The following is a 21837-nucleotide window of genomic DNA, read 5'->3' as shown; positions in this document are numbered from 1 at the left end:
AGCTTCCGCCACAAGGCGTGGCGGATGCGCCATGAAGTATGGCGCACAGTTGGCAGACAATTCAATTCTTTTGGAGCCAGCGTAGCTCAGTTGGCAGAGCAACGGTTTCGTAAACCGTAGGTCAAGAGTTCGACTCTCTTCGCTGGCTCCAGTTTTACCTGCCGTCATTGCGAGCGTTAGCGAAGCAATCTGTGTTTCGCCTTCCTTAGCTGAAAACCCACGATTAATCCTCAAGGAAGAGCACATTGTGGCGTGCTGGAAGGATGGGCCGGTATTGAAGCTTAGGCAGATTGGCGAGTTGACTCTTCAAACGTGTATCCAAATGCGCTGAGGTCTTCGGCGTAGACTCTTCCGATAATTTCTTTTGTTTCTTCGTCGTAATATTCTTGGTAGGGTTTGTGGGAAGTCTTGTTTAGGTGGGGTAATTCGACCTCGATGTCCAGCCGTTTACAGATATTTGCAAAATCCTCGTTTATGTTTTCCAGTTTTCCCACGTAATCAGCAAAGATTTTGCCTTCCGGATTCTTGAGCCAGCATACCTGTGGGTTGCAGTGGCTGAGGCCCTTGACGTGATAGGGGCCTACTGGAGGAAAAGCCCGGTCTTGCAATAGATAAGCAAAAGTTCTGAAGGAGAGATTGTTGGGGATCCATTCCACCCGTTTGAGGTACCCCCAGAGAGATATTGCGCGGTCGTAGGGGTTCCGGACGAATGCGAACTTGAATGAACGTTGGTGGAAGCCCTCGGAAATAAGCCCCAAGTCAAAAAGACTCCAATAGGACTGGTGCCCGAAGGTCACAAGGCCCTTCTGGCAGAAACAAAACCGGACTTCCCAGGGGTCTCTTAGCTTTGGACAATGATATTTTTGCAGGGCTGTCCAGACGCTCGATCCGGCGGATTTGGGAATCCACAGGAAAACCGCTTGTTCGCGCTTGGGGCCTATCCAGGCACTATAGGCTTTCTGAAGACCTAGGGGCATGAAGGCGCGGTAGCCATGGAAGAGGGCCAGATACATTGCATAGCGAGGATTGAGATTGTCAGCGTATCCAACAATGTCCAAGGAGAACTCTCTGTAATGGGGCGTCGCAAACAGGGTAACCCCGGCCACCAAAATACAGTAGCGAAGCCTTTTTATCAAGGGGGGCACGCTTTGCTAAAGCGGTGTTGGCAGAAGTGCTGGACGGGTGTGCTGGCCCTTTTGGCATTTTCTTTCTACAATGGACCTGTTGGCTTGAGAATTCCTGCGAAGAAGATGAACTGTGAGAAATCCCATCTCAAAACCAAATAAGTGGCAAGCCCTCAGGATCGGATTCCTGGCTCTTCTGGTGACTCTTGTTGTCTTGGAGCTGGGGATTCGAGCGGGAGACCTGTTCCTGGGCAGGGGCTTCTTCTCTCAGCACCGGAACGAACTGGCACGTGTTCGCAGGCCGCTCATTCCTTTTCGCACAAGCGGTTTTGATTTGTATTGTGAAGAGGGAGGCGTGCGCTGCATCTCTTCTGCGGACGGGGATGCCTTTTATCCTCTGCAAAAGCCGGAGGGTACTTTCCGGATTGTGTGTTTCGGCGGATCCACTACGGCCAAAGATCCCAATGGCCGGCACTACCCGGCCTTGCTTGAGCAAGAACTCCGGTCCCGTTTGGGGACGGATAAGATTGAAGTCATCAATGTGGGGGCTGCGGGCTATGCCACCCCGCATTCGCTGATTCTTTTGGAATTGGATGTGTTGTCCTGGGAGCCGGATCTGATTATCCTCAGCCACAATATCAATGACCTCTCAGCCCAGTATTGGCCGGGCTTTACTTTTGACTACTCGAACAAGTTCCGGAATAAGTACTATGGAATTCCGGACTACGAGTCGGTCTATACCGCCACCAACGCTTTGTTTCAACACTCGCAGCTCTATTGGTTTGTGTGGCACCGGATAAATCTGCTGAAGCAGAAGTGGATTATGGCGTCCACAAAGACAAGTGGCCAGGCCGAAGCCAAGCTGACCCGGCGTTCCTATGGTTTGGAGCCGGATCCTGTCGCGGTGGAGGTCTTTAAACGCAATCTGAGGTCCTTTGTGACATTGGCCAAGGCTAACAGAATCCCGTGTGTGTTGGGCACGCAGCCTCTGGAGCCAAGTGAAGAGTATTTCAGACGGCACGTTGCCTTTAAGCCCTATAACGACACTGTGATTTATCCTTTGCATGAGGAGTTCGTGGCCCACCATCAGGCGTACAACCAGGCGATTCACGAGGTGGCCTCTGAAATGGGTCTTGTGTGTGTCGACAATGAGGCGGTTTTTGGAGGAAGGCGGGAGCTGTTTCTCGACTATGTGCACTATCTCGAGCCCGGCTTTCGGTTGCTCGCCCAGGATTATGCAGACGCCATTCTGGAAAATCGCTTTGTTCCCTCCGACTAAGACGCTATGATTTATCCTGCTTTAAATCTGCTATCCGGATAAGGAGTCGGGTCGATTGCTCTAAGGCCTATACTCACTTAAAATAAGGAAGTATTGACCCAGGTTGCCATCCGGCTGTATCCGGCCGATTTTCTCGGAGACTTTAAGAATGCGGATCAAGGGAATTCTTCTAGCTTTAATTCTTATGGGTGTTGTAGTCTTGTCCTCCCTCAATTTCTGGGTGCTCCTTAAGATGAACCGTACGCAGATTGAGTCCTTCAGGGAGCATGCGGTCCACTTGTCCTGGGGGCGCAGGCTCCGGAATGCCGTTGGACTGAAACCCCGCACTTTTGTCAGAGAGAATCTGAACACGACGGAACTGCCTGTTTTTGATTTGAATATTAAGCCCAAGGCCCTAAATCTTCTTAAGAGTGAAATTCCCTCCTTAAATTCCGAGGTGTTGGTCATGCCCGAGAAGTCCTGGGCCAAGGGGCAGCTCGTTATTGACGGAGAAGAGTACCAGGTTAAGGTCCGGTTTCGAGGGGACAACTATTGGCATTGGGGGAAGCCTCAAAAATCCTGGCGGGTAAAGTTCCCCAAGGACCATCTGTATCATGGAATCCGGAAGCTCAATATCAACAATCCAAAGTCCGTGGATATTATGAGCGAAGTTTTGGTCACTGAATTGGCCAAGGCCATGGGCTTGCTCACTGCGGAAATGTTTTTTATTCATATGCGCCTAAATGGTCAGTACCAGGGCGTTCAAGTGGGATTTAGCCAGCCGGACAAATCCTTCTTGGAATATTCCGGGAGGCCCCGGGGGGATGTTTACGGAGAAATTGCGCATATCGCGGCCCTCTGGAGAGACCCCAGTGCATGGCGGAAATATGCGTCTGCAGAGGGCCGGGAAGGTGATTTCACCCCGATTATCTCCCTGTTGAATGTGCTCAACGACACGGATGGGGAGAGCTTCAAGAGAGAGATTCCCAAGATTTTGGATATGGAGACTTTTCTGACTTGGGTGGCGCACGCGTCTCTTGTAGGGAGCACGCATCAAAACAGGCACAATATCAAACTTTACTTTGACCCGGTCTTGAGGCGCTTTGAACCGATTCCTTGGGATGTCAAAGGGCTGGGGGCTCAGATGGATTGGGAATACTCGAGCCTATTTTTGCCGCTTGACTACATCCACCACCGGTTAATGTACCGGATACTCTTGATCCCCGAATTCCACCACCGCCGGGATGAGATCTTGTGGAGGGCCGTAAACGGCCCTGTTTCGGAAGCAAAAACTCTTCAACTGGTGGAGGAGATGCACCGGAAGATCAAGCCGGACGTGTATGCGGACCCTCTGAAAGACTATTTTTACAACAAGAAGCTCTATGAGGACTTTTACTCCAACAAGACCTTTGAGAAGAGCGTGGCCAGCTTGAAGCAGATTGTGAAGAAAAAGCATCAGCAGATTCGAAAAGAACTTGGCAGGGCGAATTTCAACTTCATCTATAAGGAAGAGACGGAAACGGTGCCGGTGGAGTGGCAGGGCGCGGATTGGGACTTGTTAGGGGGCTTCAGGCTTAGCAGCACGGACAAAGTCTCTGTGCGGCTGCAAGGGCTGACTCTGCAAAGCGCTGTTGCGCAGACTGAGAATCCGCGGGCATATCAATTGGTTCGCGATACAAACAGGAACGGCCGCTTGGATGATTCGGACGAAGGTCTTCCGACTGCCGCCGGCCTGGAGACCATTGAAGAAATCCGGCGGCTCAGGCTGGCTACAGATTCCGTGGTCTTAGCCGGGGTGATACCCCCTGCAGGGACGCCCAGTCTGGACGAACGGCTCAGGGATGTGCCTGAGCTGAGCTTGTCCGGCCAAGTGCTGCTGGCCGGAGCTTGTTTTGCAGACTATTTTCTTCTCGGTGAGGGCCGGCTGGGTAATGAAGGATGGACCTTGGCTGTTGGAGATGAAGCAGTGGACGTGTTGAATGCAGTGACCGGAGAGCGCATTCCCTCCACCTGGCAGGAGGGAGATGAGCTGCATTCAAAGACCTTTCTGGCGAAAAGGGAGCTGCTCAAGGAAAGCTATCCGGCATCCGGCAAGTCAGAGGAGAGTGCTGAGCCTGCTCTGCCAAAGGCGCCCTTGGTTTGGGGGCCGGGAGAAGTCGTTTTGAATGAAGACACTCTCTTGCCTGAGGGATCTCATTTAGAGATAAGCCCCGGAACAGAGCTATTCTTAGCTCCGGGCGTTTCTGTGCTTATCCCTGAAGGGACCTTAAGCGCGTTGGGGACTCAAACTGCCCCCATTCATATTGGTCCTCGTGATGCCGGGACAAACTTCGGGGTCTTTGCCGTCCGCAACAGTACCCAGAGGAGCCGTCTGGACCACGTCAGTTTTGCAGGGGGTTCAGAGGACACTTTGGAGGGCGTTTTCTATTCAGGCGCAGTCTGTTTTTACAATGCTTCCGCAGATTTTACCAATTGCCGGGTTCAGGATTCCCAAGGAGATGACGGCCTCAATTGCAAGTACTCGAGTTCTGTGGTGAGGAATTGCTATTTTGAAAACAACAGCGCTGATTCTATTGACTTTGATTACTGTCAGGGCTCGATAGAAGACTCTGTGTTTGAGAACTCAGGGAATGACGGAATCGATTTATCCTACTCAACGACCTATTTGTCAGGCAATATCATAAAAGGGATCGGCGATAAGGGGGTTTCCGTAGGGGAGAAATCCAATATAGAGATAGATAACCACTATATTGAGCGGGCTGAAATCGGGGTGGCGGTCAAGGATCTCTCCACTGTGAGGATTTTGTATTCCACCATAGCCCAAAGTGCGGTGGGTATCTCGCTCTATCAGAAAAAGGCCTATTTTGGCGGGGGGAGTGTGAGGGTGGAGAATTCCGTACTGGCCGGCAATCAAATGGATATTTCCCAAAGTGAGGACTCCAAAGTTGAATTGGTCTCAACATTAACGGGCGTTGGGGCTGAGAGGCTCAGTGCGGACGGGTTCCTGAAAGATTCGGGGGACGGAGTTTCCCAGGGGTACAAAGGAAATCACTGATCGATGGAAAAGCTGCACTTTAGAAGACATGAATTTAAGTACTTGATCCGTCCGGACCGCTATTCCCAGCTTTGGCGGGAGTTGAAGCATTTCATGCTGCGAGACGCGCATATGCAAGAAGACATCCCCTACACGGTGAATAGTATTTACTTTGACAGTGACGACTACAGCGCCTATTGGGAGAAGCTCTGGGGCGTTAAGACAAGGAAGAAGTTCCGGATCCGGACCTATGCAAAGCACTTTAATTCTAAGACACCGATTTTTCTGGAGTGCAAAGGCAAACAAAATGAGTTCGTGGTCAAGGACCGGGTGGTGATATCCTATGGCCAATTGCACAGCTTACTGGAGGATCCCGAGCCCTTATGGGCCTTGGCTGCCAAGGGAAAACTCCACAAGCTTTTGAGCGAATTTCTTGTCCAAAAAGTCAGGAGGCGTTTGAAGCCGGTTGTTTATGTAATATACAACCGCCTCGCTTACCAGGGGCGTTTTGATCCGAGATTCAGGGTGACCTTTGATTCCCGGGTCAAGGCATTACCCTATCGGGGCTATTTGTCTATGGATGCGGATCAGAAAGCAGGGGACACGGATATTACGGGTTACCGTGTATTGGAAAGCAAATTTAGGGGCCATTTGCCCGCATGGTTCGGGCAGGTGGTGAAAGACTATGAGCTTTCCAGAGTGCCTGTTTCCAAGTATGTGCATGCGATTAACGGTTGTGGATTGGAATCCGATCCGGACCGGTATTGTTTCTTAAGCCAGCTTTTGGCTGAAATACGCCGGAAGAAGAAGTGCAGAGCTCATAGAAAAGGAACGGCTGTTCCGGAAGTGACAAGGGAACGGGTGTTTCAATAAAAAGGCGGAGGAAATCGTGCTCGACAATTTATTAACGGCCAGCCAGGGCGAATATTCGGTGTTTACTGTGTTGTTCGTCCTGACATTGGCGCTAGTCCTTGGGCTCATCATCAGCTCTGTCTATATGCGGACGCATAGCGGGTTTTCGTATTCGAGATCCTTCGTGTTTACTTTGGTCTTTGTGACGAGTCTGATTGCGGTGGTCATGATGGTCATTGGAAGCAACTTGGCCGTGGCGTTCGGATTGGTGGGTGCCTTGTCTATCATCCGGTTCAGGACGGTCGTGAAAGACACGAAGGACACGGCCTATATCTTCTTTGCCTTGGCCGTGGGCATGGCTGTGGGCACGCAGAACTATCAGGTAGCGATTGTGAGTACTGTGTTCATCTCCTTGATGATGGTCATCTTTACCAAGCTCAACTACGGATCGCTCTTGGCCGACAACTATATTCTCCGGCTGTTTATGAGTGCGGGCAGCCACAGTGAGGAAGTTCTAAAAGAAATTTTCAATAAGAAGCTGAAGAAGAGCGTGCTGCTGAATATGAGCCGCAACGGCAGCGGAGATGATTTTGAGCTGGTTTACAGCGTGACTCCCAAGAAGAACGTGAAGATTTCCGAAGTGGTGGATTCGCTCAGCCGGCAAGACGGCTTTAACAAGGTGGCTGCAGTTTCAACTGAGGAAGATATCGAGTATTGAAATGAGGGCTACACCTTGAGCAAGCGATAAGGCCCCTTGTGAATGAGTACTTCCGCATTGGTCAGTTTGAGCTGAGCGGGTTTGCAGAAGTTTTGATGATGCAGGATATAGCGAATCCCGTATTGGCTCACGATGCCGGAAAAGGGAAGGCTCGGGTTGGGGGTAATTTGGGGAAAGAGCCAAGGCACTTGCTCCCAACCGGAATTCGGCATCCACAAGACCTGGAATCGAGTGAAATACGCTGTAGCATAGGACATGCCGCTGGGGCAGCACAGGACCCCGCCTTCTTTAGCTAACCCGTTCATAAACTGATAAACGGTCATCCGGTCCTCATCCACGATATTCGGATAGTGATTCCGGTGGACTTCGCAGTTTCTGCGAATTTGAATCCAACCCAAACCGATATACAGGATGGCCGCGGCCCCCAAGATCAAGCGAAAGGGCCCCGGCTGCAGCAGGGAAATACCCCACAAGATGACCCATGGGGCCATCCCGTACTCCAGATAACGATAGCCTTCTCCCAAACACCTGAGCGGGCGCACAAAGCTGGTCAGCGCAAAAGCCGCGAAGAGACTCCAGGCCCAAGCGAATAAAGCCCAAAGCGCAGGGGATTTGTCCGGAATGGCCGCGGAGAAGAAGAGCAGCAATCCCGCCCAGATGCCGCCTTTGATCAGGGCCTGCTTCCGTGTGTCCGCCGAGTAGACTTGCATGGCGGGGTCCAGAAGAGATCTCAGATGCATGCGAACCAGCTTGATGTGTCCGCGCAAGACCTTCAGGTAGTGCCCTTTTGAAAGACCGCAGGCCAAAATCAGCGCGAGAGGGATTCCCCACACGTAGGCCCACACCCCTTGCAGCAGGGCATAGCCCAGGACAAGCGCAATCCAGGCCTGGGCGGTCATCTTGTGGGTGTATAGGATTAGGGCGCCCAAGAGGATCACGATACCGAAGACGGCCCAGTGGAATTCGTTGCCGCCCCAGACAAGGCAAAGCCCTGTTAAGAGGTGCAGAAAATAACCCACGAGCCTTGGGTTCAGGCTGGCTGCCTGAAAGGCCACGGCCGGGGTTAAGGCATAGAGCAGGGCGGCAAAGGACGCGACCCACAGGCTATGAGTCAGCCAAAATGCAAATCCGAAGATTGCGGCGGATGTGACCCCCTCCATTGCAGGGGCCAGATAGCGCTCCCACCGGTCCAGCCATTGCTTGTTCAGCAGGGACAGCAGCATCGAAAAGCCGGGCGGATAGTCCGAGTCGCTGGGGGGAATAAAATGCGGGTACTTTCGGGGGAGGGCCTTTTCTTTGCGATATACATCCGCGATCAGTAGATGGAACCAGGTGTCGTCTCCGTATTTCAGCAGGCGGACTCGTGGCCAGAAGCGTATGAGAAAGGTAATCAAAGAAAGTGTGAGAGCGGCGATCCAGGCCATAGAAATTAAGTTGAACGCAGTTCTGTCGTACTGATGATTCTGAAGATTTCTTCCTCCACATCCATGCCCAGGCGCATTCGGACACTCTTCCAAAGCTTCCCGGGCTTAAAGGTGGATTCCTCAAGCCCGTGGGAGGCCTCACACAGAGTAAGAATCCCGTCCCCTGTGAGGACCCGTGATTCCCCTGTGCCAGGGTTATTCTCAATGACATGACCCGGCATACCGAGTACGCCGCTTCCATCAGGGGCCGCGAGGCGTGTCTTCCAAATGTAAAGTCTCCTCAACTTGTCCTGGCTGTCCCGGTAGTAAGTGAATGCGCCGGCATAGGGCTTTGTCAGCGAGCGCACCAGAGCGTGAATTTCCATGGCTGGCAAGCTCCAGTTAATTCTGCCGTCCCGCGGCAAGCGGGGATAGCAGCGTACCGGGGACACTCCCCGGATGGACTGAGGAATGGGGCTCAGATTGCCGGCTTCCAATCCGGCCAGGACTTCAGCGAACATTGCAGGGTATTCCAGAGCACCGCGCTCGTTGATGTCCTGAATCGTGGTTTCGTCATTCAGAGGCATTTCTCTTTGCAAAAGGATTGCGCCTTCATCCACCCCTGAGGCCACCATCTGGTGAATGGTGAACACAATTTTGTCTTCGCCGTTCAAGATCGCCCAATTGGCCACGGCATTTCCGCGGAATCTCGGAAGATTCCCCGAATGGGCGTTTAGGATCCCCAAAGGAAACATATCCAGAACTTCTTGCGAAATAAGAGCCGGCCAGTTCAGGGAGACTCCGATGTCCGCATTGGACTTTTTGATGAGCTTGAGGGTGTTTTCATCCAGGTTTTGAGTCTTTAGGAAAGGGGCTCCGCACCCGGCCGCCAGATTTTCAAAGTCCTTCTCGTCTTTGAGGTACTCGGGCATGGATTTGGAGGTGATAATGGCCACGACCTCATGAGAGGTCTGCTCGGCAAGGAGTTTAGCGGCGTTGTAGAGGCTCTCCTGCCTGCCGAGAATGAGTACCTTCATCTAGGAGACTCCTCCGGCCGGGCTTTCCGCCGCGACGTACCTGTCGCTGATTTCACTAATCGTTGAGGAGCGGCTCTGGCTCGCGATATCTACCAGTGCCTTGAAAAACGTGCCTGTACCTTCTCCAGGATTGATAAATGGGGTGCTTTGTTCCGGCGATTGGCAGCCCATTGGATACCGGTCCTTCATTTGCCGGTGCTGTGAAAGGTCCGACATATTCAACCAAACGTGGATTGGATGAAAATCATAGATTCTCAGACCCGGAGTGTGGAAGGAGCGGGCTTGCCAGTCCGGAGTGTCTGTCATGGCAATGAGGTCGTCTTCCCAATAGTAAGGGATCCTCAAAATACCGGGGTGTCCCTTGAGATAGTGGATACGGTGAGGCATCAGAAAATTAGTGCCAAGCAAACAGAGAGACACATCGGTCTCCACCCCGTATTCCACCGAAGCCATGCGCATCATGGAAGTGGATTGCACCAAATTGTGAGTCCTCATGCACCGGGCTTCCGGGACCAGAGTCTTCATGTGGTCAAACACCTCGTTCATCGTCGAGCCGTGGGTGGAGCCGGGCATAAAGTTGGGGTGCCAACCCAACTCAAACAGTTTCGGATGATTACGGAGCCGTTCCACAGCAGGGGAGAGATGGGTCAGGAACCAAGTCGCCTTAACCTGTTGATCTATAAGGACTTGGGCACAGTAATCTATACAGAAATCCGGGGCCCAATCCAAATCCAGGGTGATGACCGGTGTGGGGTCGTATTCGAGCATGTTCATGAGGACCAGTATACAATCTCCGTCAGGAGTACGTCATATCAGGATGTATTGCGCGCCTACCCAGTTTCCTTCCATTGGCGCAGAGCCGCAAAGACCTCGGCGCTATCCCGGAGCGCCAGTCCGGTGTGTTCCAAGAGGGAGGCCTGCACTGCGGGCACATCCCAGCGCAGGAAGGGATTGGCGCGCCGCTCCAAACCCAGGGTTGTGGGCAGAGTCGGTTGCCCCTGAGACAGCAGGGCCAATGCGTCCTGCTCCCACTGTTTCAGGTCCGGATTGCTTCCTTCCACTGCTTTGGCAAATCGAATATTACTTAGGGTGTATTCATGGGCGCAGTAAACACGCGTCTCTTCAGGCAGCTGCCGCAGCTTGTCCAGAGAAGAGACCATTTGTTTTGCGCTGCCTTCAAAGAGCCGTCCGCAGCCTACGGAGAAAAGCGTATCTCCGCAAAAGAGCGCCCCTGCCCCGTGATAGGCAATATGACCTGCGGTGTGCCCGGGCACATCGAGGACCCTGAGGACCGTATTCAAGCCTTCCGGGGATACAGTACCTCCTTCATGAAGAAGATGGGTGAGGCCGGGAATGGACTCCCGGGCCGGACCATAGACCGGGGTTTGCGGATAATTCCACAGCAATTCCCGGATTCCCCCGGTATGATCGGAGTGATGATGGGTGATGAGAATCGCAGTAAGATTCAGCCCCTCTTTCTGGAGTGTATGCAGGACAGGCTCTGCGTCTCCGGGGTCCACGACTGCCGCGCTTGGGCTTGCGCCGTCCCGCAGCAGCCAAATGTAATTGTCCGTAAATGCCTCAAGGGGGGTGATGTGAAGCGTATCCATAGGCTCTTTAGGGTACCAGAAAGGCGCTCATGGTGTGAATCCCGCCAAAGTTCTATAATAATCGCCTAAATTGGGGAGGAGCCCACTATGGACAGGATTCTGAGTTTTATATTCATCTTGCTGATCGGGAGTGCCTTGAGCAGCTGCGCCACCCTGCCCAAGAAGCCCGTGTTCAAGGACCTTGCCTTTGGGATGAGCGAAGGGGCAGTCGAGGATATGCTGGGTGCGCCGAAGGCCGTGCAGGGCAAAGATTACGGCACAGCCGAGATCGAAGTCTGGGAGTACACGGTCACGGATAATAAGGGTAAGAATCCGGAAACCTTTTGGGTGGTTTTTCAGGACGGGCGTCTGTCGCAGTGGGGACGGCCGGAGACTTTGGAAACCCAAGCGCCCATCGTAAGCTTTCACAAGACCAAAGAGTGAGGTTTGTGTGACAACTGAAATTGCGATGAACGAGAACGAACTCAAACGCTACAATCGCCAGATGATTTTGGAGGGATGGGGAGCGGCCGGGCAGAAGCGGCTCAAGCAGTCCACGGTTTTTGTGGCCGGGGCCGGGGGTTTAGGTTCTCCGGTTCTGACTTACCTGGCAGTGGCGGGCGTGGGGACTCTGCGCCTCTGTGATTTTGATACGGTGGATTACTCTAATCTCAACCGGCAAATCCTGCACAACCCCGCACGCGTCAATGTGCCTAAGGCCCTGTCTGCAAAACAGAGCTTGGAAGCCCTGAACGAAGATATTGTGGTGACCGCCCTTGAGGAGAAGATCACGGCCGAGAATGCCGAGGAGCTTGTGGGCGGCGCAGACATCATTGTCGACTGTATGGACAATTTCCCCACGCGCTTTGCCCTGAACCGGGTGAGCGTGAAGCATTCCATTCCTTATGTGTTCGGCGCTGTCTGGGGTTTGGAGGGCAGGTTGAGTGTTTTCCATCCACCTCTGACGCCTTGCCTGAACTGTGTTTTCCCCGAGGGCCCGCCGCCGGAGGTCTTTCCCATTGTGGGGGCGACTCCCGGGGTCATCGGATCCATGCAGGCCCTGGAGACGCTCAAGTGTCTCACGGGTGTGGGCGAGCCTCTGAAGAATGAGCTGCTTGTCTGGGACGGAAATACCGTGAGCTTTTCGCGCTTCAAGATGCGCAAGAACCCCAAGTGCCCTACTTGCGGGTGAGTGCTTCAGCCTTCTTCAGGCTGTGCAAGATTATCCGGGCTTGAGTTTGCCCAATCAAATTGCGTTCCACATCCACACTGCCTACATCTTTCATCTGAAACTCAAAGGGGAGACTTTGCGGATGGCTGAGAGGGGATCCGAAATAGACAATACCGGGTTCCGCCCGGATGCCTTCCCTGTTTACATCCAACTGAATGGGAGCCTCTTCAGGAGTCACCTTGATTCTGAGCAGAGCAAGGAATTTTGTGGGCTTGTATTGGAACCCGTTTGGCACAGCAGAAATATCAGTCTGGATAAAGGGAGGCAGGGGTCCAAAGTCCAAGACTCCGGGACTGGTGAGGGTAATTATAAGCGACTCGCGTTCTGCCTGAGGGCCGTCGACCGAGAGAATGATTGACCGGTCATCCGGGAGACGGGAAGAAAAGGACCGGAAAGTCTCGTCAAATAGTCTGATCTGGTTTTCAGGCGCGTCATGGAGGCGGTTCCGGCGCTCTTGTGGATCCAGATCCAGATTGTAGAGTGTCTTCAGTTTATTTCTCCAGGACTCATAAATGCCCTTCCAGGGGCCGATCCAGGCAACGTACTCTCCCCCGATACTCCGAATGGCGTACACAGGCGAGCTTGTCCAAGGCCTCCCGAGCATCAGCGGCACAAGCGTTCGGCCGTCTACGGGTTTTGCTAAGGGTACGCCCAGGAGTTCAAGCAGAGTGGGGAAGATGTCGACAAGGCTCACGGGTTCCGAGAGATGAGCCGGGGGGAGCCTTCCGGAAGCGGGCTTTAGGATCAAGGGGACCCGGAGCACCTCTTCATAGGTTTGGATGTGGAAAAATTTACCATGATCGCCGAGCTCTTCGCCGTGATCCGAGTGAAGAAATATCCAGGTGCCTTCGTATAACCTCTCTGACTTGAGAAAGGAAATCAGCCTGCCCAACTCGTGGTCCACGTAGGCAATGCCTTCATCGTAGGAGTCCCGGAGAAACTGAATTTGTTCAGGCGGCAAAGTGTCCTCGGACCAAGAAAGTTCCCAAAGGTATTCACTGGGGCTTTGGGACAGAGACTCCCACCGGGCCCGGAGGCTCGGGTCCGGGGAAGTTGACCACATTCCAGCAAACGGTTCGGGAGCATCATAGGGGAGTACGTCGGTATCAGAGTGAATATCAAAGATGTGTAAGAAAAGGAAATAATCGGAATTTCGATTCTTTCCGATCCAGCGAATCGCGCGATTGATTTGGTCCTCGGCATGGACCGGAATCTGCTCAAAAGTATCGAATCCTCTATCGAGACCGTAGCCGGGACTGAACCAGGGGATGTCGGCCACGTAGGCTCCTGTTCTAAAGCCTCGGGATCTAAGGGTTTCGCTGAGAGTGGGGATGGTGCCAGCCAGGGGAGAGGCCGTGGATACGCCGTGGGAGTTAAGTTCCAGGCCGGTGAATAGCGAGGCGTGCGAAGGCAGAGTGTAATAGGATGTGGCATGAGCCCTCTTAAAGAGGAGCGAATCTTCGGCAAGATGGTCGATGTGCGGGGAGGTTTTGCGTTCGTAACCATAACAAGAAAGGTGGTCCGCCCGGAGGGCATCGAGAGAGATGAGGATGACATGTTGGGGGTGCGTGATTTCCAGGATCACAACACGGCGATTCAGCGGGTCAAGGGTCTTGTCATCCAGCAGACGTGTGTTTAAAGCCTCTTCCGAGCTCAATTCCAGGGCCAGATTGATTGTCTCCTCCCTGCCCAAGAAGAGCCATGCCCGGCCTGCAGGGCTCAAGTGGGCCTTGAGTCCGCGCATCAGGCTCCCCAGCAGAACCCGGTTTGGGTCGTACTGCCCGTAGTCTTCGATGCTTTTGACCGGCCCTTCTTTCCAGGGTGGGTTGGAGAGGATAAGGTCGAACTTCTCTTCGGGCTCGATGACTGAAAAGGCTTGCGGCTTCTCCGGGGCTACGAGTCTTGCTTCGAAATTGTCCGCTGAATAACCCAGGCGCTCTGCGTTCAACCGCGCATTTCTTATTGCTTCAGGGTTAATGTCTGTGGCCACGACGCGTCCGGCACCGTGTTTGAGAGCGATCAACCCCAGGATGCCTGTGCCTGTACCGATATCCAAAACGGTTTTTGCCGAACTCAGGTCTTGTCGGCTCAGGAGGGTTCGTAAGGGGTCGCCTTCTTCAGTGAAGAAGACCGTGGGCAGATGGATTAAACTCTCACTAAATTCCGAAACTTTAATGAGTCTGACCGCCTGATCATCCCGAGTCACTTCCAGGCTTCTCGAGTCGGAACAGGCCGCGGCTGTAATCGCCAAGAGTAAAAAAACTTGGAAGGTGAGCCGGGCCAAGAATCTGTCTTGGTTTCTAGTCCTGGAGTAGAGCTGCGATTTCTTCAGCCTTTTGCCTCATCCTTTGCACATGGCGGTTTTCGCTTCCACGGCTTTCACTATCGGATATATAGATTCGCAAGGAGGCCAGCGCCTCCTCATATCTTTCCATCCCAATTAGAGCGTCCGCCCGAACCGGGTGCACCCAGGTTTGAGCGGGATCGATAGCCAAAGCCTTGTCCGCGTATTCCAAGGCTTGCCTAGGTCGATTGGTCAAAAGATAACATCGACTGAGCCGGGTCAGAGCCATCACATAGGTTGGGTTTATCCCAAGATATTCCTGGAAGAGGTGAATAGCCTCCTCATATTGTTCAGATATAAGAGCACCAGTTGCGCGCGCCAGAAGAATGTACTCAGCACAAATTGCCGCATAGTCTGAGCTTAACTGTCGAAGTTTTTGAAAGTGAATAATCGCATCATTTGTTCGAGCTCCTTGAATGTAGGCTTTGCCTAATTGAATCCAAACATGGATGTTCATAGGATCCTCAGACATGGGATCCAGAAGTGATTCATAAATCTTAATTGCTTCTTTGGTCTGAAATGAATCGAGGTAACTGTCCGCTAGTGTGATTTCGGAAGTTGTGGAAGCCTGAAAGGCAAATCCACTGGAGCAAGTGGCTCCCAAAAGAAGGACAAAGCTGAGAAATGGTGATATTTTAGCCATGTTTGCACCCTAGGGGTTTTGGATAGCCAGTTTGGTTTTGTCGGCCATTGTCATTGGGTAACTAAAGCCCAAAGCCTTCGCCGTTTCTTGACTTACGTTATCGAACAGGCATAAGTTACTCACTAAAGCATTCTGTATTTCAGTGCTGTCATAGCGAGGGAAAAGACCGGGAAGCATCTCAAGAAATGTCTTGTCCACCCAGTCTTCAATAAACTTTCCCTGCCACCATGTTTCAACTTCCTCGCCTTGAATGGCCTGTGCATGCCAACGTAACATTTGAAGCAAGGGTCCTGTCGTGAGACAGCTGAGCATATGAATCGCGGACCAAGTCTCTTTCCGGCGTTGAAAAGTTGCGGCACACAAGGCATATCGGAAGAACTGAGAGATGGTGTAATGGAACTGAGCTTGCGAAGGCATCGGAGATCTTGGGGCGAGGGAGGTTAGTCGTCTTACGTACCAGGACCAGTTGTCCTTATCAAGCAGGACTTTGTGTCCAAGACGGAATATGCGGGCAAAGATGTGGGTGGTCTCCATAAGAGAAGTCGGGAGAAGCCGGCCGAGAAAAGGCAGATTGTCTGCCATTATTGTCCCAAAATAGCCAATGCGTACAGCGGTCGGGCTACAAAAGGCAAAATCCAAAATAGTCCTCTCATCAAAGACGGCAGTGTGGACAAGAGCCTTGCGTTTCTCTCCGTGGAGCATTTGTCGAATAGGCAGAGCGAGCCAGGAATCGCCGATATTGGCTAGCCATTCTGCTGTATCCAAGTAGTGATGGGGTTGTTTTGCGATGATGACAAGGTCAAGATCGGCTCCAGGTGCGCCTGGTTTTAGACTCCGGACAGTGGATCCCCATACGAGTATGGCCCGGATATCGGGTTCTTCCTGAGCCCAGGAAAGTAGGTTGGAGATTAGCGGTTTGTAAAGCGGATGATCTATAAGCAACTGTTAGAGTCCTGTTATTTTGTCCTCAGGTTGGGGTGGGGGTTGATGAGATCTTCCAAAAAGACTAAACTTAAAAGTTCGCCACGTCCAGATCAGTCCTATTCGAAAAGGATGACATTATCATAACACGGTTTCAGCAATGAAAATCGCGCTTCTGATGCCTGGGATGGATACGGGAGAGATGCGTAGTAATTCGGGATTCAGGTTCTTGCATGACTTATCCCGGAGCAAGCTTTGGAATCAAGTGTGGTCTCCCATAACCCGCAAGTTTTTTCATCTGGACAACCTATACCCTACCGGCCTGGTTCAACTGGCCACCATTCTGAAGGCCAATCACGACGTCAAGATCTTCAACTTTCTCCAAGGAGCTGATATCCAGGAAGTCATCGACTATTCTCCGGATGTGGTCGGTTTCACTTGTTCTGCCGGGGGCAATTTGGTTTGGATCGATAAGATGTCCCGGTTTTTGAAGAGTCAGCTCGGATGTTTGATATTTCTTGGGGGTCCTCACGTCAGTTTGCTTCCCGAGCAGAGTCTGAGGACCACGGTCGCAGACTATGTGTTTGTGGGTGAATCGGATTGGATTGTGCCTCAGGTATTGGAGTTTATAGAAGGCAAAGCGGATTCTCTTCCCACCGAGGGAGTCTGTTACTGGAAGGATGGGGATGTGGTTGTAACTCCGAATTCGCTGGTATCAGATCTTTCGCAGTTACCTATTCCGGATCATACGATTCTGGATTTGAAAGACTACCGGACAATTGGGGTGCAGCTTTCCAGGGGTTGCCATCATCGTTGCTCATTTTGCTATTTATCGGGGTATGAGAAGTATTACTCATGGCGACACCGCCCCACCCAGGCTGTGGTGCAGGAACTTGTAGCTATTTCGGAAAGAGTCGATATGAAAGGTCGGCGCGTGAGTTTTGTCGATGACAGCTTTACGGGAAACGAGAAGGCAGTGCGGGATGTTCTGAAGGCGATTATTGATCTTAAACTCAATCTCTCCTTTTGGTCCGAGGTGGATGTGAACACCAAGACGGAGACATTGGAGTTGATGAAGGAAGCGGGTTGTTCGTTTGTCTATGCCGGGATTGAAACTGCCGAGGAGGATTTTCTTAGGTCTTATGCGAGCTTCAAGAACCGGGATCGTTCGTTGTCTTTTGTCCGATCGGCCAAAGAGCAGCGTATTGCGCCGTCTGTAGGAGTGATGCTCATGCTGCCGGATGAGACCAAGGCTCATATACGAGAGACACTGAAGTTTTGCAAGGAGATGGCCCGAATACCTATGAAGGTCGGTAAGTTTGGGGCCAAAATGATTGTTTACCCGCATATATTCAGGCCCGTTCCCGGCACACCTCTTGCAGAGGAATTGGAGAAGCGAGGCTGGGAGCCTCCTCAGACATTTGAGAACTGGGGATATTTCTACGACGACATATCCAACGGACGCCTGGAAAAGGCTAATTTTACTGCGGATGTCAGCCGGGGATTTTTGATTTGGACCCTCCTGCAGATTGCATGGATGAATTTTCAGACGATCATAATATCTCGAATGATGCACGCGCTTGGACGTGTCTGTTTTCCGGAAAGGGATCGCAGCCAAAAATGAAAATTCTTTTTGTTGCAAGTCTCCATCAGCCGGCTCCGCTAGGAGTGATGTGCCTATCGTCGGTATTGAAGTGCAGAGGGCATGAGGTCCAATGCGTGGACGGGTCAATTACAGAAATCCGCAGAGCCTTTAGGGAAAAAACCTATGATGTGGTTGCATTTAGCACTCCAAGCATGTGCTTCTCGAGATTCCTATATCTTGCATCGCAGGTGAAGCGCGAGTCGAATGCCTTCATATGTTTTGGAGGACCCCACCCAACCTATGCTCCGGAGGATGTTGCGAAAGCAAAGTGTATTGATGCATTTTGCAGGGGAGAGGGCGAGATCGCCATGGTGGAGATGATTCGTAGACTGCAAGATGGAGAGTCTTTGTACGATGTGCCAAATTGGTGGGTTCGAGAAGGGGATCATTGGCACAAGAACGATATTCAACCTCTTATTTCAGATCTGGATGAGCTTCCTTTTCCGGATCGAGACCTCTTCAAAGGGAAGTACCCCCCCAATGAGTTTCATCAGCCTGCCATGGCAAGTCGGGGGTGTCCCTTTTCGTGTACCTATTGCTACGTTCCTGTCTATGCGGAACTTTACAAAGGAAAAGGGAAGAGGGTCCGAAGAAGAAGTGTTGGGAGTCTTATGGAGGAACTTAAACAAGTGAAGTCGATGTATCCAGGATCTGTTATCGGTTTCTATGATGATATTCTGATACTGCCTCCGATGGCTTGGTTGGAAGACTTTTTTGCGACCTATAAAGAGAAGATAGGATTACCATTTCACTGTAATCTGAGAGCAGAGCTCATTACGGAGCCTATAGCGAATATGCTGAAAGATGCGGGGTGTACTCTAGCTTCGTTGGGGTTAGAGTCAGGTGATGTGCAGATCCGGAAGGAGGTGATGGGACGGCGCATGTCTCAGCGGACCTTTGTGCGTGCTGTTCATCTGCTCAAGAAATGTCATGTGCCCTTTTCTCTCTACAATATCTTGGCAGTGCCGGGATCCGACATAGAAGCAGAATTGCATACTCTGAAGATTAATTACTTGGTCCAGCCTGTGAACCCTATGGCGTTTTTCTTTAAGCCCTTTCCTAATCTGCCCTTAACTCAGAAAGCTATCAAGGAAGGGTACTACAATGGTGACTCGAACAAGCTTAGCAGCATGGCTTTCTACCGACCCCGTTCCCCGTTGAAATTTGCAGATAGGAAGTATGAACGGCAGGTTACAAATCTACATCATCTGTTTGCAATTCTTGTTGCACACCCCTGCTTGTACTCTATAAGGGGCTTGCTTATTTCATTGCCGTTATCCCCTCTGTATTATCGTATTTACCAGTTGCGTGGACTATGGATAGGTTTTTTTGGCGCGTTTACGCGTAATGGAAGACCGGTGCGGCGCATTACAAAAACACGCCGGGGTCTTGCTTGGAAATCGTGGTGGTTGCGGCTTAAGTATGCCATAAAGACCTTGTGGGAGTAGAACCTGTGCGCATAGGAATTCACCAGGTCGGGTATCTTCCTTGGCTTGGTTTTTTTGACCAGATTCATCGCTGCGATGCCTTTGTGTTGCATCTGGATGTTCAGTATGACCGGCATTCCTGGAGGAACCGGAACCGAATCCGGAGTTCTCACGGGCCTGTCTGGTTATCGGTGCCTGTGTTCTCAAGAGGACGATTTGGCCAGAGTCTAAAGGAAGTCAAAGTTGATAACCACAAGGGCTGGGCTTTGAAGCACTGGAAGACTTTGAGAGATAGCTACAGAAGGGCTCCCTACTTTAATTCTTATGCCGGCTTTTTTGAAAGCATTTTGCTCAAGAGGACATGGCGCAATTTGGTCGACTTGGACCTGGAGATTATTTTGTGGTGTGTAAGAGAGCTGGGAATTGAGACGGAAATAATTTTGTCCACAGACCTTAGCTCCAAGGCTACAAAGACAGACGGGGTGATCTCTATTTGCCGGGAACTCGGGGCCACAGACTATCTTTCTTCGTCTGCAGCGCGCGTATACCTTGATGAGCAAGAGCTTCACCAGGCAAATATCCAGTTTCAATATCAGGACTATCTTCATCCTCGATATTCGCAGGTTTACGAGGGGTTCATTCCTTATATGGGAATCCCCGACCTTCTTTTTAATGCAGGGCCGGAAAGCCTGGCCGTGATCACGCGAGGTCAAAGTGCAGATCGTTGCGCCACTCTCTGAAGGTTTAGAAGTGCTTCCGCTGATTGAGGCAGGAGCAGATGAGTTTTTCTGCGGGATTTTTGAACGCGACTGGACCCAGGAGTACAGTCATTTAGGGGGGCCCAACCGGCGGTACTGTCCGCACGGATCTTTTGGAGGCACGCAGGCATTTAAGGAGGCTGTTCGCACGGCAAGTGAGCAGAGTGCAGGCATCAGCCTTGCCCTGAACGAATCGTATTCTCAGCCGCAACTCGATTGGGTCCTGGAACAAATCAGGCAGTTGGCGGGGTCCGGGTTGAAAAGCTGTATTGTGGCAGATCCTGGATTGATTCATGTCTTGAGAAAGGAATTTTCAGGAGACTTTGAAATACACTTGAGTCTCTTGAGTGGCGTTTTGAATTCGGATGGAGCGAAACTCTATCGTGATCTTGGAGTTTCGCGGGTAATTTTGCCGAGGCACTTAGCATTGGCCGAAATTGCCACATTGGTCCGAAAGGTTCCTGACCTGGACTTTGAAATCTTGGTCATGAACACCCGTTGCAAGAATGTGGATGCCTTTTGTACTTTTCAGCATGGGTTGGGAGTTGGGAAGTGGTTTAGTCTGATGGATTTGCGTGCGACATCCTTGGCCAAAGCGATTGTGAACCAATTGCCATTGAGGGTTTCGGAAAAGATAGACCACAGGATGATGCGGGCAAGTTTTGGCTGCTGTTTGGACTACGACATTAGCCCCTTGTCAGGCGCTTCGGAGGACTGGCACAAGAGATGGACAAAGCCTGTCCAAGAGAGTCTTTCGAAATCTCTGCAGGCGTGTGGTTTGTGCAATCTTGGTGACTTACGCAATGCGGGAGTGTCCTACTTGAAGATAGCCGGCCGTGAGTATTCATTGTCTCGAAAACTCCAAGCAGTCCGGATGGTAAAGCAGGGGTTAGCGGTACTGGAAACCCAGTCACCGGAGGAACACGAAAGTAAAATGCGTCGAATTTACCAAAATCACTATGGGAATGATTGTGAACGTCGTTATTGCTACTACGCGTAATCCTCAGAAAGTCCCGGGCTTAATTAATGCTGCCCGGCCCGGATGTGAAGCAGCGCTTCACGCTCAAACCGTTGCGTCTATTGCATCCAGTGAGAGCTGGGACCGCATCTATTATGGAAACGAATTCTGCCACTATCTGATGCCGAGCGTTGAAGAACTTCAGGATCTTGTGTTGGAAGCGGGCAAGATCTGTAGACCTCTTACGCTGCTGACTCCACCTGTTGGGGAAGACTTTTTGGACCGGGCGGAGAGTCTGTTGTCTTTTCTCTCGGAGTCCTTACCGGATGCCGAGGTTGTCTACAACGACTGGGGTGTGTTGAGACTTTGCCGGCAGTATGGTTTAAAGCCTGTCCAAGGGAGGCTGCTTAACAAGCAGCGCAGAGACCCGCGCATTCTTCCCTATTTCGATGAGTTGCCCTCAGGAGCTCAACAGAGAATGCGCCAAATGGGTCTGAGCAAGCAAGCCGTTTCGTTCCTTGAGGGACTGGGTGTGAGTCGAGTCGAACTGGATGTCCTGGACCAGGGAGTCGAAGATGAGTTCACCGGAACTGGGATCGCGGTTTCCTTATATTGGCCTTATGCGGTCGTGACGAACACTCGCGACTGTGTTTTCAACCGGGGGGGCCTGGGTGCCAGGTCCTGTGCGCAAGAGTGCCGGGGAGGGGGCTACAAGCTTGCGCACTCGAGTGTTCCGGGCGGCCTTTTGCTCAAGGGAAACACCCAGTTCTACAAGAGTTCCCGCAGCATTCCAGAGGTTTTGTCTTACCCTTTTGTGACTCGGTTTGTTTTTCAGCCTGATTTGCCGATATGAAGGCAGACGTTATTCGGAATCAATGTATTGAGGTTGACGGTT

19 protein-coding genes and 1 tRNA gene are annotated in these 21837 nt (G+C 51.8%); 12 read left to right on the top strand and 8 right to left on the bottom strand.

The annotated features are described in order from the left end of the window. The first annotated feature begins 75 nt into the window (after positions 1 to 75). A tRNA-Thr gene (locus tag JW937_01830) sits at positions 76 to 151 on the top strand. 130 nt (positions 152 to 281) lie between these two features. Here the strand turns inward: JW937_01830 and JW937_01825 are convergent. Further along, positions 282 to 1136, bottom strand: coding sequence for a sulfotransferase family 2 domain-containing protein (locus tag JW937_01825; GenBank protein ID MBN1586150.1), 855 nt, complete (start codon positions 1134 to 1136; stop codon positions 282 to 284). A 121-nt stretch (positions 1137 to 1257) separates the two neighbouring features. On the opposite strand from JW937_01825, the gene JW937_01820 reads away from it, so the two are divergent. The 4 genes from JW937_01820 to JW937_01805 all read left to right on the top strand — a co-directional run bounded on the left by JW937_01820 (position 1258) and on the right by JW937_01805 (position 6986). Next, positions 1258 to 2403: an SGNH/GDSL hydrolase family protein gene (locus JW937_01820; protein ID MBN1586149.1), complete on the top strand. Its 1146-nt coding sequence runs from the start codon at positions 1258 to 1260 to the stop codon at positions 2401 to 2403. Between the two features lie 184 nt (positions 2404 to 2587). Next, positions 2588 to 5437, top strand: a complete 2850-nt coding sequence (locus JW937_01815; GenBank protein ID MBN1586148.1) for a CotH kinase family protein — start codon at positions 2588 to 2590, stop codon at positions 5435 to 5437. 3 nt (positions 5438 to 5440) lie between these two features. Further along, a complete protein-coding gene (locus JW937_01810) occupies positions 5441 to 6289 on the top strand; it encodes a polyphosphate polymerase domain-containing protein (protein ID MBN1586147.1) in 849 nt (282 codons plus the stop codon). Between the two features lie 16 nt (positions 6290 to 6305). After that, entirely contained in the window at positions 6306 to 6986 is a 681-nt protein-coding gene (locus JW937_01805) for a DUF4956 domain-containing protein (protein MBN1586146.1), read from the top strand. A gap of 8 nt (positions 6987 to 6994) precedes the next feature. On the opposite strand, the gene JW937_01800 is transcribed toward JW937_01805, so the two are convergent. From JW937_01800 to gloB, 4 genes are read right to left on the bottom strand one after another with little or no spacing between them, the layout of a single operon-like run. Continuing rightward, on the bottom strand, positions 6995 to 8410 hold the full coding sequence (locus tag JW937_01800) for a hypothetical protein (GenBank protein ID MBN1586145.1): 1416 nt from the start codon (positions 8408 to 8410) through the stop codon (positions 6995 to 6997). Positions 8411 to 8415: 5 nt separating this feature from the next. Further along, a complete protein-coding gene (locus tag JW937_01795) occupies positions 8416 to 9426 on the bottom strand; it encodes a hypothetical protein (protein MBN1586144.1) in 1011 nt (336 codons plus the stop codon). Beyond that, a complete protein-coding gene (locus tag JW937_01790; GenBank protein MBN1586143.1) occupies positions 9427 to 10200 on the bottom strand; it encodes a hypothetical protein in 774 nt (257 codons plus the stop codon). It lies immediately after the preceding gene. Between the two features lie 56 nt (positions 10201 to 10256). Continuing rightward, the gene (gene gloB, locus JW937_01785) at positions 10257 to 11036 is read right to left on the bottom strand and encodes a hydroxyacylglutathione hydrolase (GenBank protein MBN1586142.1); all 780 of its coding nucleotides are present in this window, start codon (positions 11034 to 11036) and stop codon (positions 10257 to 10259) included. Between the two features lie 87 nt (positions 11037 to 11123). Between gloB and JW937_01780 the strand changes: the two genes are divergently transcribed. Continuing rightward, positions 11124 to 11459, top strand: coding sequence for a hypothetical protein (locus JW937_01780; protein MBN1586141.1), 336 nt, complete (start codon positions 11124 to 11126; stop codon positions 11457 to 11459). A gap of 25 nt (positions 11460 to 11484) precedes the next feature. After that, complete coding sequence (locus tag JW937_01775) at positions 11485 to 12207, top strand: HesA/MoeB/ThiF family protein (protein ID MBN1586140.1); 723 nt, start codon at positions 11485 to 11487, stop codon at positions 12205 to 12207. Here the strand turns inward: JW937_01775 and JW937_01770 are convergent. The 3 genes from JW937_01770 to JW937_01760 form a co-directional block, all read right to left on the bottom strand. After that, positions 12194 to 14452: a sulfatase-like hydrolase/transferase gene (locus tag JW937_01770; protein MBN1586139.1), complete on the bottom strand. Its 2259-nt coding sequence runs from the start codon at positions 14450 to 14452 to the stop codon at positions 12194 to 12196. The genes JW937_01775 and JW937_01770 overlap by 14 nt on opposite strands. A 94-nt stretch (positions 14453 to 14546) precedes the next feature. Next, on the bottom strand, positions 14547 to 15233 hold the full coding sequence (locus JW937_01765; protein MBN1586138.1) for a tetratricopeptide repeat protein: 687 nt from the start codon (positions 15231 to 15233) through the stop codon (positions 14547 to 14549). A gap of 9 nt (positions 15234 to 15242) precedes the next feature. After that, a complete protein-coding gene (locus tag JW937_01760; GenBank protein ID MBN1586137.1) occupies positions 15243 to 16175 on the bottom strand; it encodes an aminoglycoside 6-adenylyltransferase in 933 nt (310 codons plus the stop codon). A 139-nt stretch (positions 16176 to 16314) separates the two neighbouring features. Here JW937_01760 and JW937_01755 point away from each other — a divergent pair, with 139 nt between their 5' ends. The 5 genes from JW937_01755 to JW937_01735 are packed head-to-tail and all read left to right on the top strand — an operon-like array spanning position 16315 to position 21795. Beyond that, positions 16315 to 17778: a radical SAM protein gene (locus tag JW937_01755; GenBank protein MBN1586136.1), complete on the top strand. Its 1464-nt coding sequence runs from the start codon at positions 16315 to 16317 to the stop codon at positions 17776 to 17778. Beyond that, complete coding sequence (locus JW937_01750; protein MBN1586135.1) at positions 17775 to 19247, top strand: B12-binding domain-containing radical SAM protein; 1473 nt, start codon at positions 17775 to 17777, stop codon at positions 19245 to 19247. The genes JW937_01755 and JW937_01750 overlap by 4 nt, the downstream gene beginning before the upstream one ends. After that, positions 19238 to 19966 (top strand): WbqC family protein, encoded by a 729-nt coding sequence (locus JW937_01745; GenBank protein MBN1586134.1) that lies wholly within the window; start codon positions 19238 to 19240, stop codon positions 19964 to 19966. The genes JW937_01750 and JW937_01745 overlap by 10 nt, the downstream gene beginning before the upstream one ends. 10 nt (positions 19967 to 19976) lie before the next feature. After that, the gene (locus tag JW937_01740) at positions 19977 to 20984 is read left to right on the top strand and encodes a U32 family peptidase (protein ID MBN1586133.1); all 1008 of its coding nucleotides are present in this window, start codon (positions 19977 to 19979) and stop codon (positions 20982 to 20984) included. Beyond that, positions 20956 to 21795, top strand: coding sequence for a hypothetical protein (locus tag JW937_01735; GenBank protein ID MBN1586132.1), 840 nt, complete (start codon positions 20956 to 20958; stop codon positions 21793 to 21795). Before JW937_01740 ends, JW937_01735 begins: the two co-directional genes overlap by 29 nt. Positions 21796 to 21837: the final 42 nt, after the last annotated feature.

The organism is Candidatus Omnitrophota bacterium (genome assembly GCA_016929445.1).
Classification (GTDB): Bacteria; Omnitrophota; Gorgyraeia; order JAFGIU01; family JAFGIU01; genus JAFGIU01.
This window is presented reverse-complemented; position numbering and strand designations above follow the sequence as displayed.

Coding starts and splice junctions, on each gene's coding strand:
- JW937_01815 (MBN1586148.1), top strand. CDS start 2,588: ATGGGTGTTGTAGTCTTGTCCTCCCTCAATTTCTGGGTGCTCCTTAAG.
- JW937_01810 (MBN1586147.1), top strand. CDS start 5,441: ATGGAAAAGCTGCACTTTAGAAGACATGAATTTAAGTACTTGATCCGT.
- JW937_01800 (MBN1586145.1), bottom strand. CDS start 8,410: ATGGCCTGGATCGCCGCTCTCACACTTTCTTTGATTACCTTTCTCATA.
- JW937_01795 (MBN1586144.1), bottom strand. CDS start 9,426: ATGAAGGTACTCATTCTCGGCAGGCAGGAGAGCCTCTACAACGCCGCT.
- JW937_01790 (MBN1586143.1), bottom strand. CDS start 10,200: ATGAACATGCTCGAATACGACCCCACACCGGTCATCACCCTGGATTTG.
- gloB (MBN1586142.1), bottom strand. CDS start 11,036: ATGGATACGCTTCACATCACCCCCCTTGAGGCATTTACGGACAATTAC.
- JW937_01780 (MBN1586141.1), top strand. CDS start 11,124: ATGGACAGGATTCTGAGTTTTATATTCATCTTGCTGATCGGGAGTGCC.
- JW937_01775 (MBN1586140.1), top strand. CDS start 11,485: ATGAACGAGAACGAACTCAAACGCTACAATCGCCAGATGATTTTGGAG.
- JW937_01765 (MBN1586138.1), bottom strand. CDS start 15,233: ATGGCTAAAATATCACCATTTCTCAGCTTTGTCCTTCTTTTGGGAGCC.
- JW937_01755 (MBN1586136.1), top strand. CDS start 16,315: ATGAAAATCGCGCTTCTGATGCCTGGGATGGATACGGGAGAGATGCGT.
- JW937_01750 (MBN1586135.1), top strand. CDS start 17,775: ATGAAAATTCTTTTTGTTGCAAGTCTCCATCAGCCGGCTCCGCTAGGA.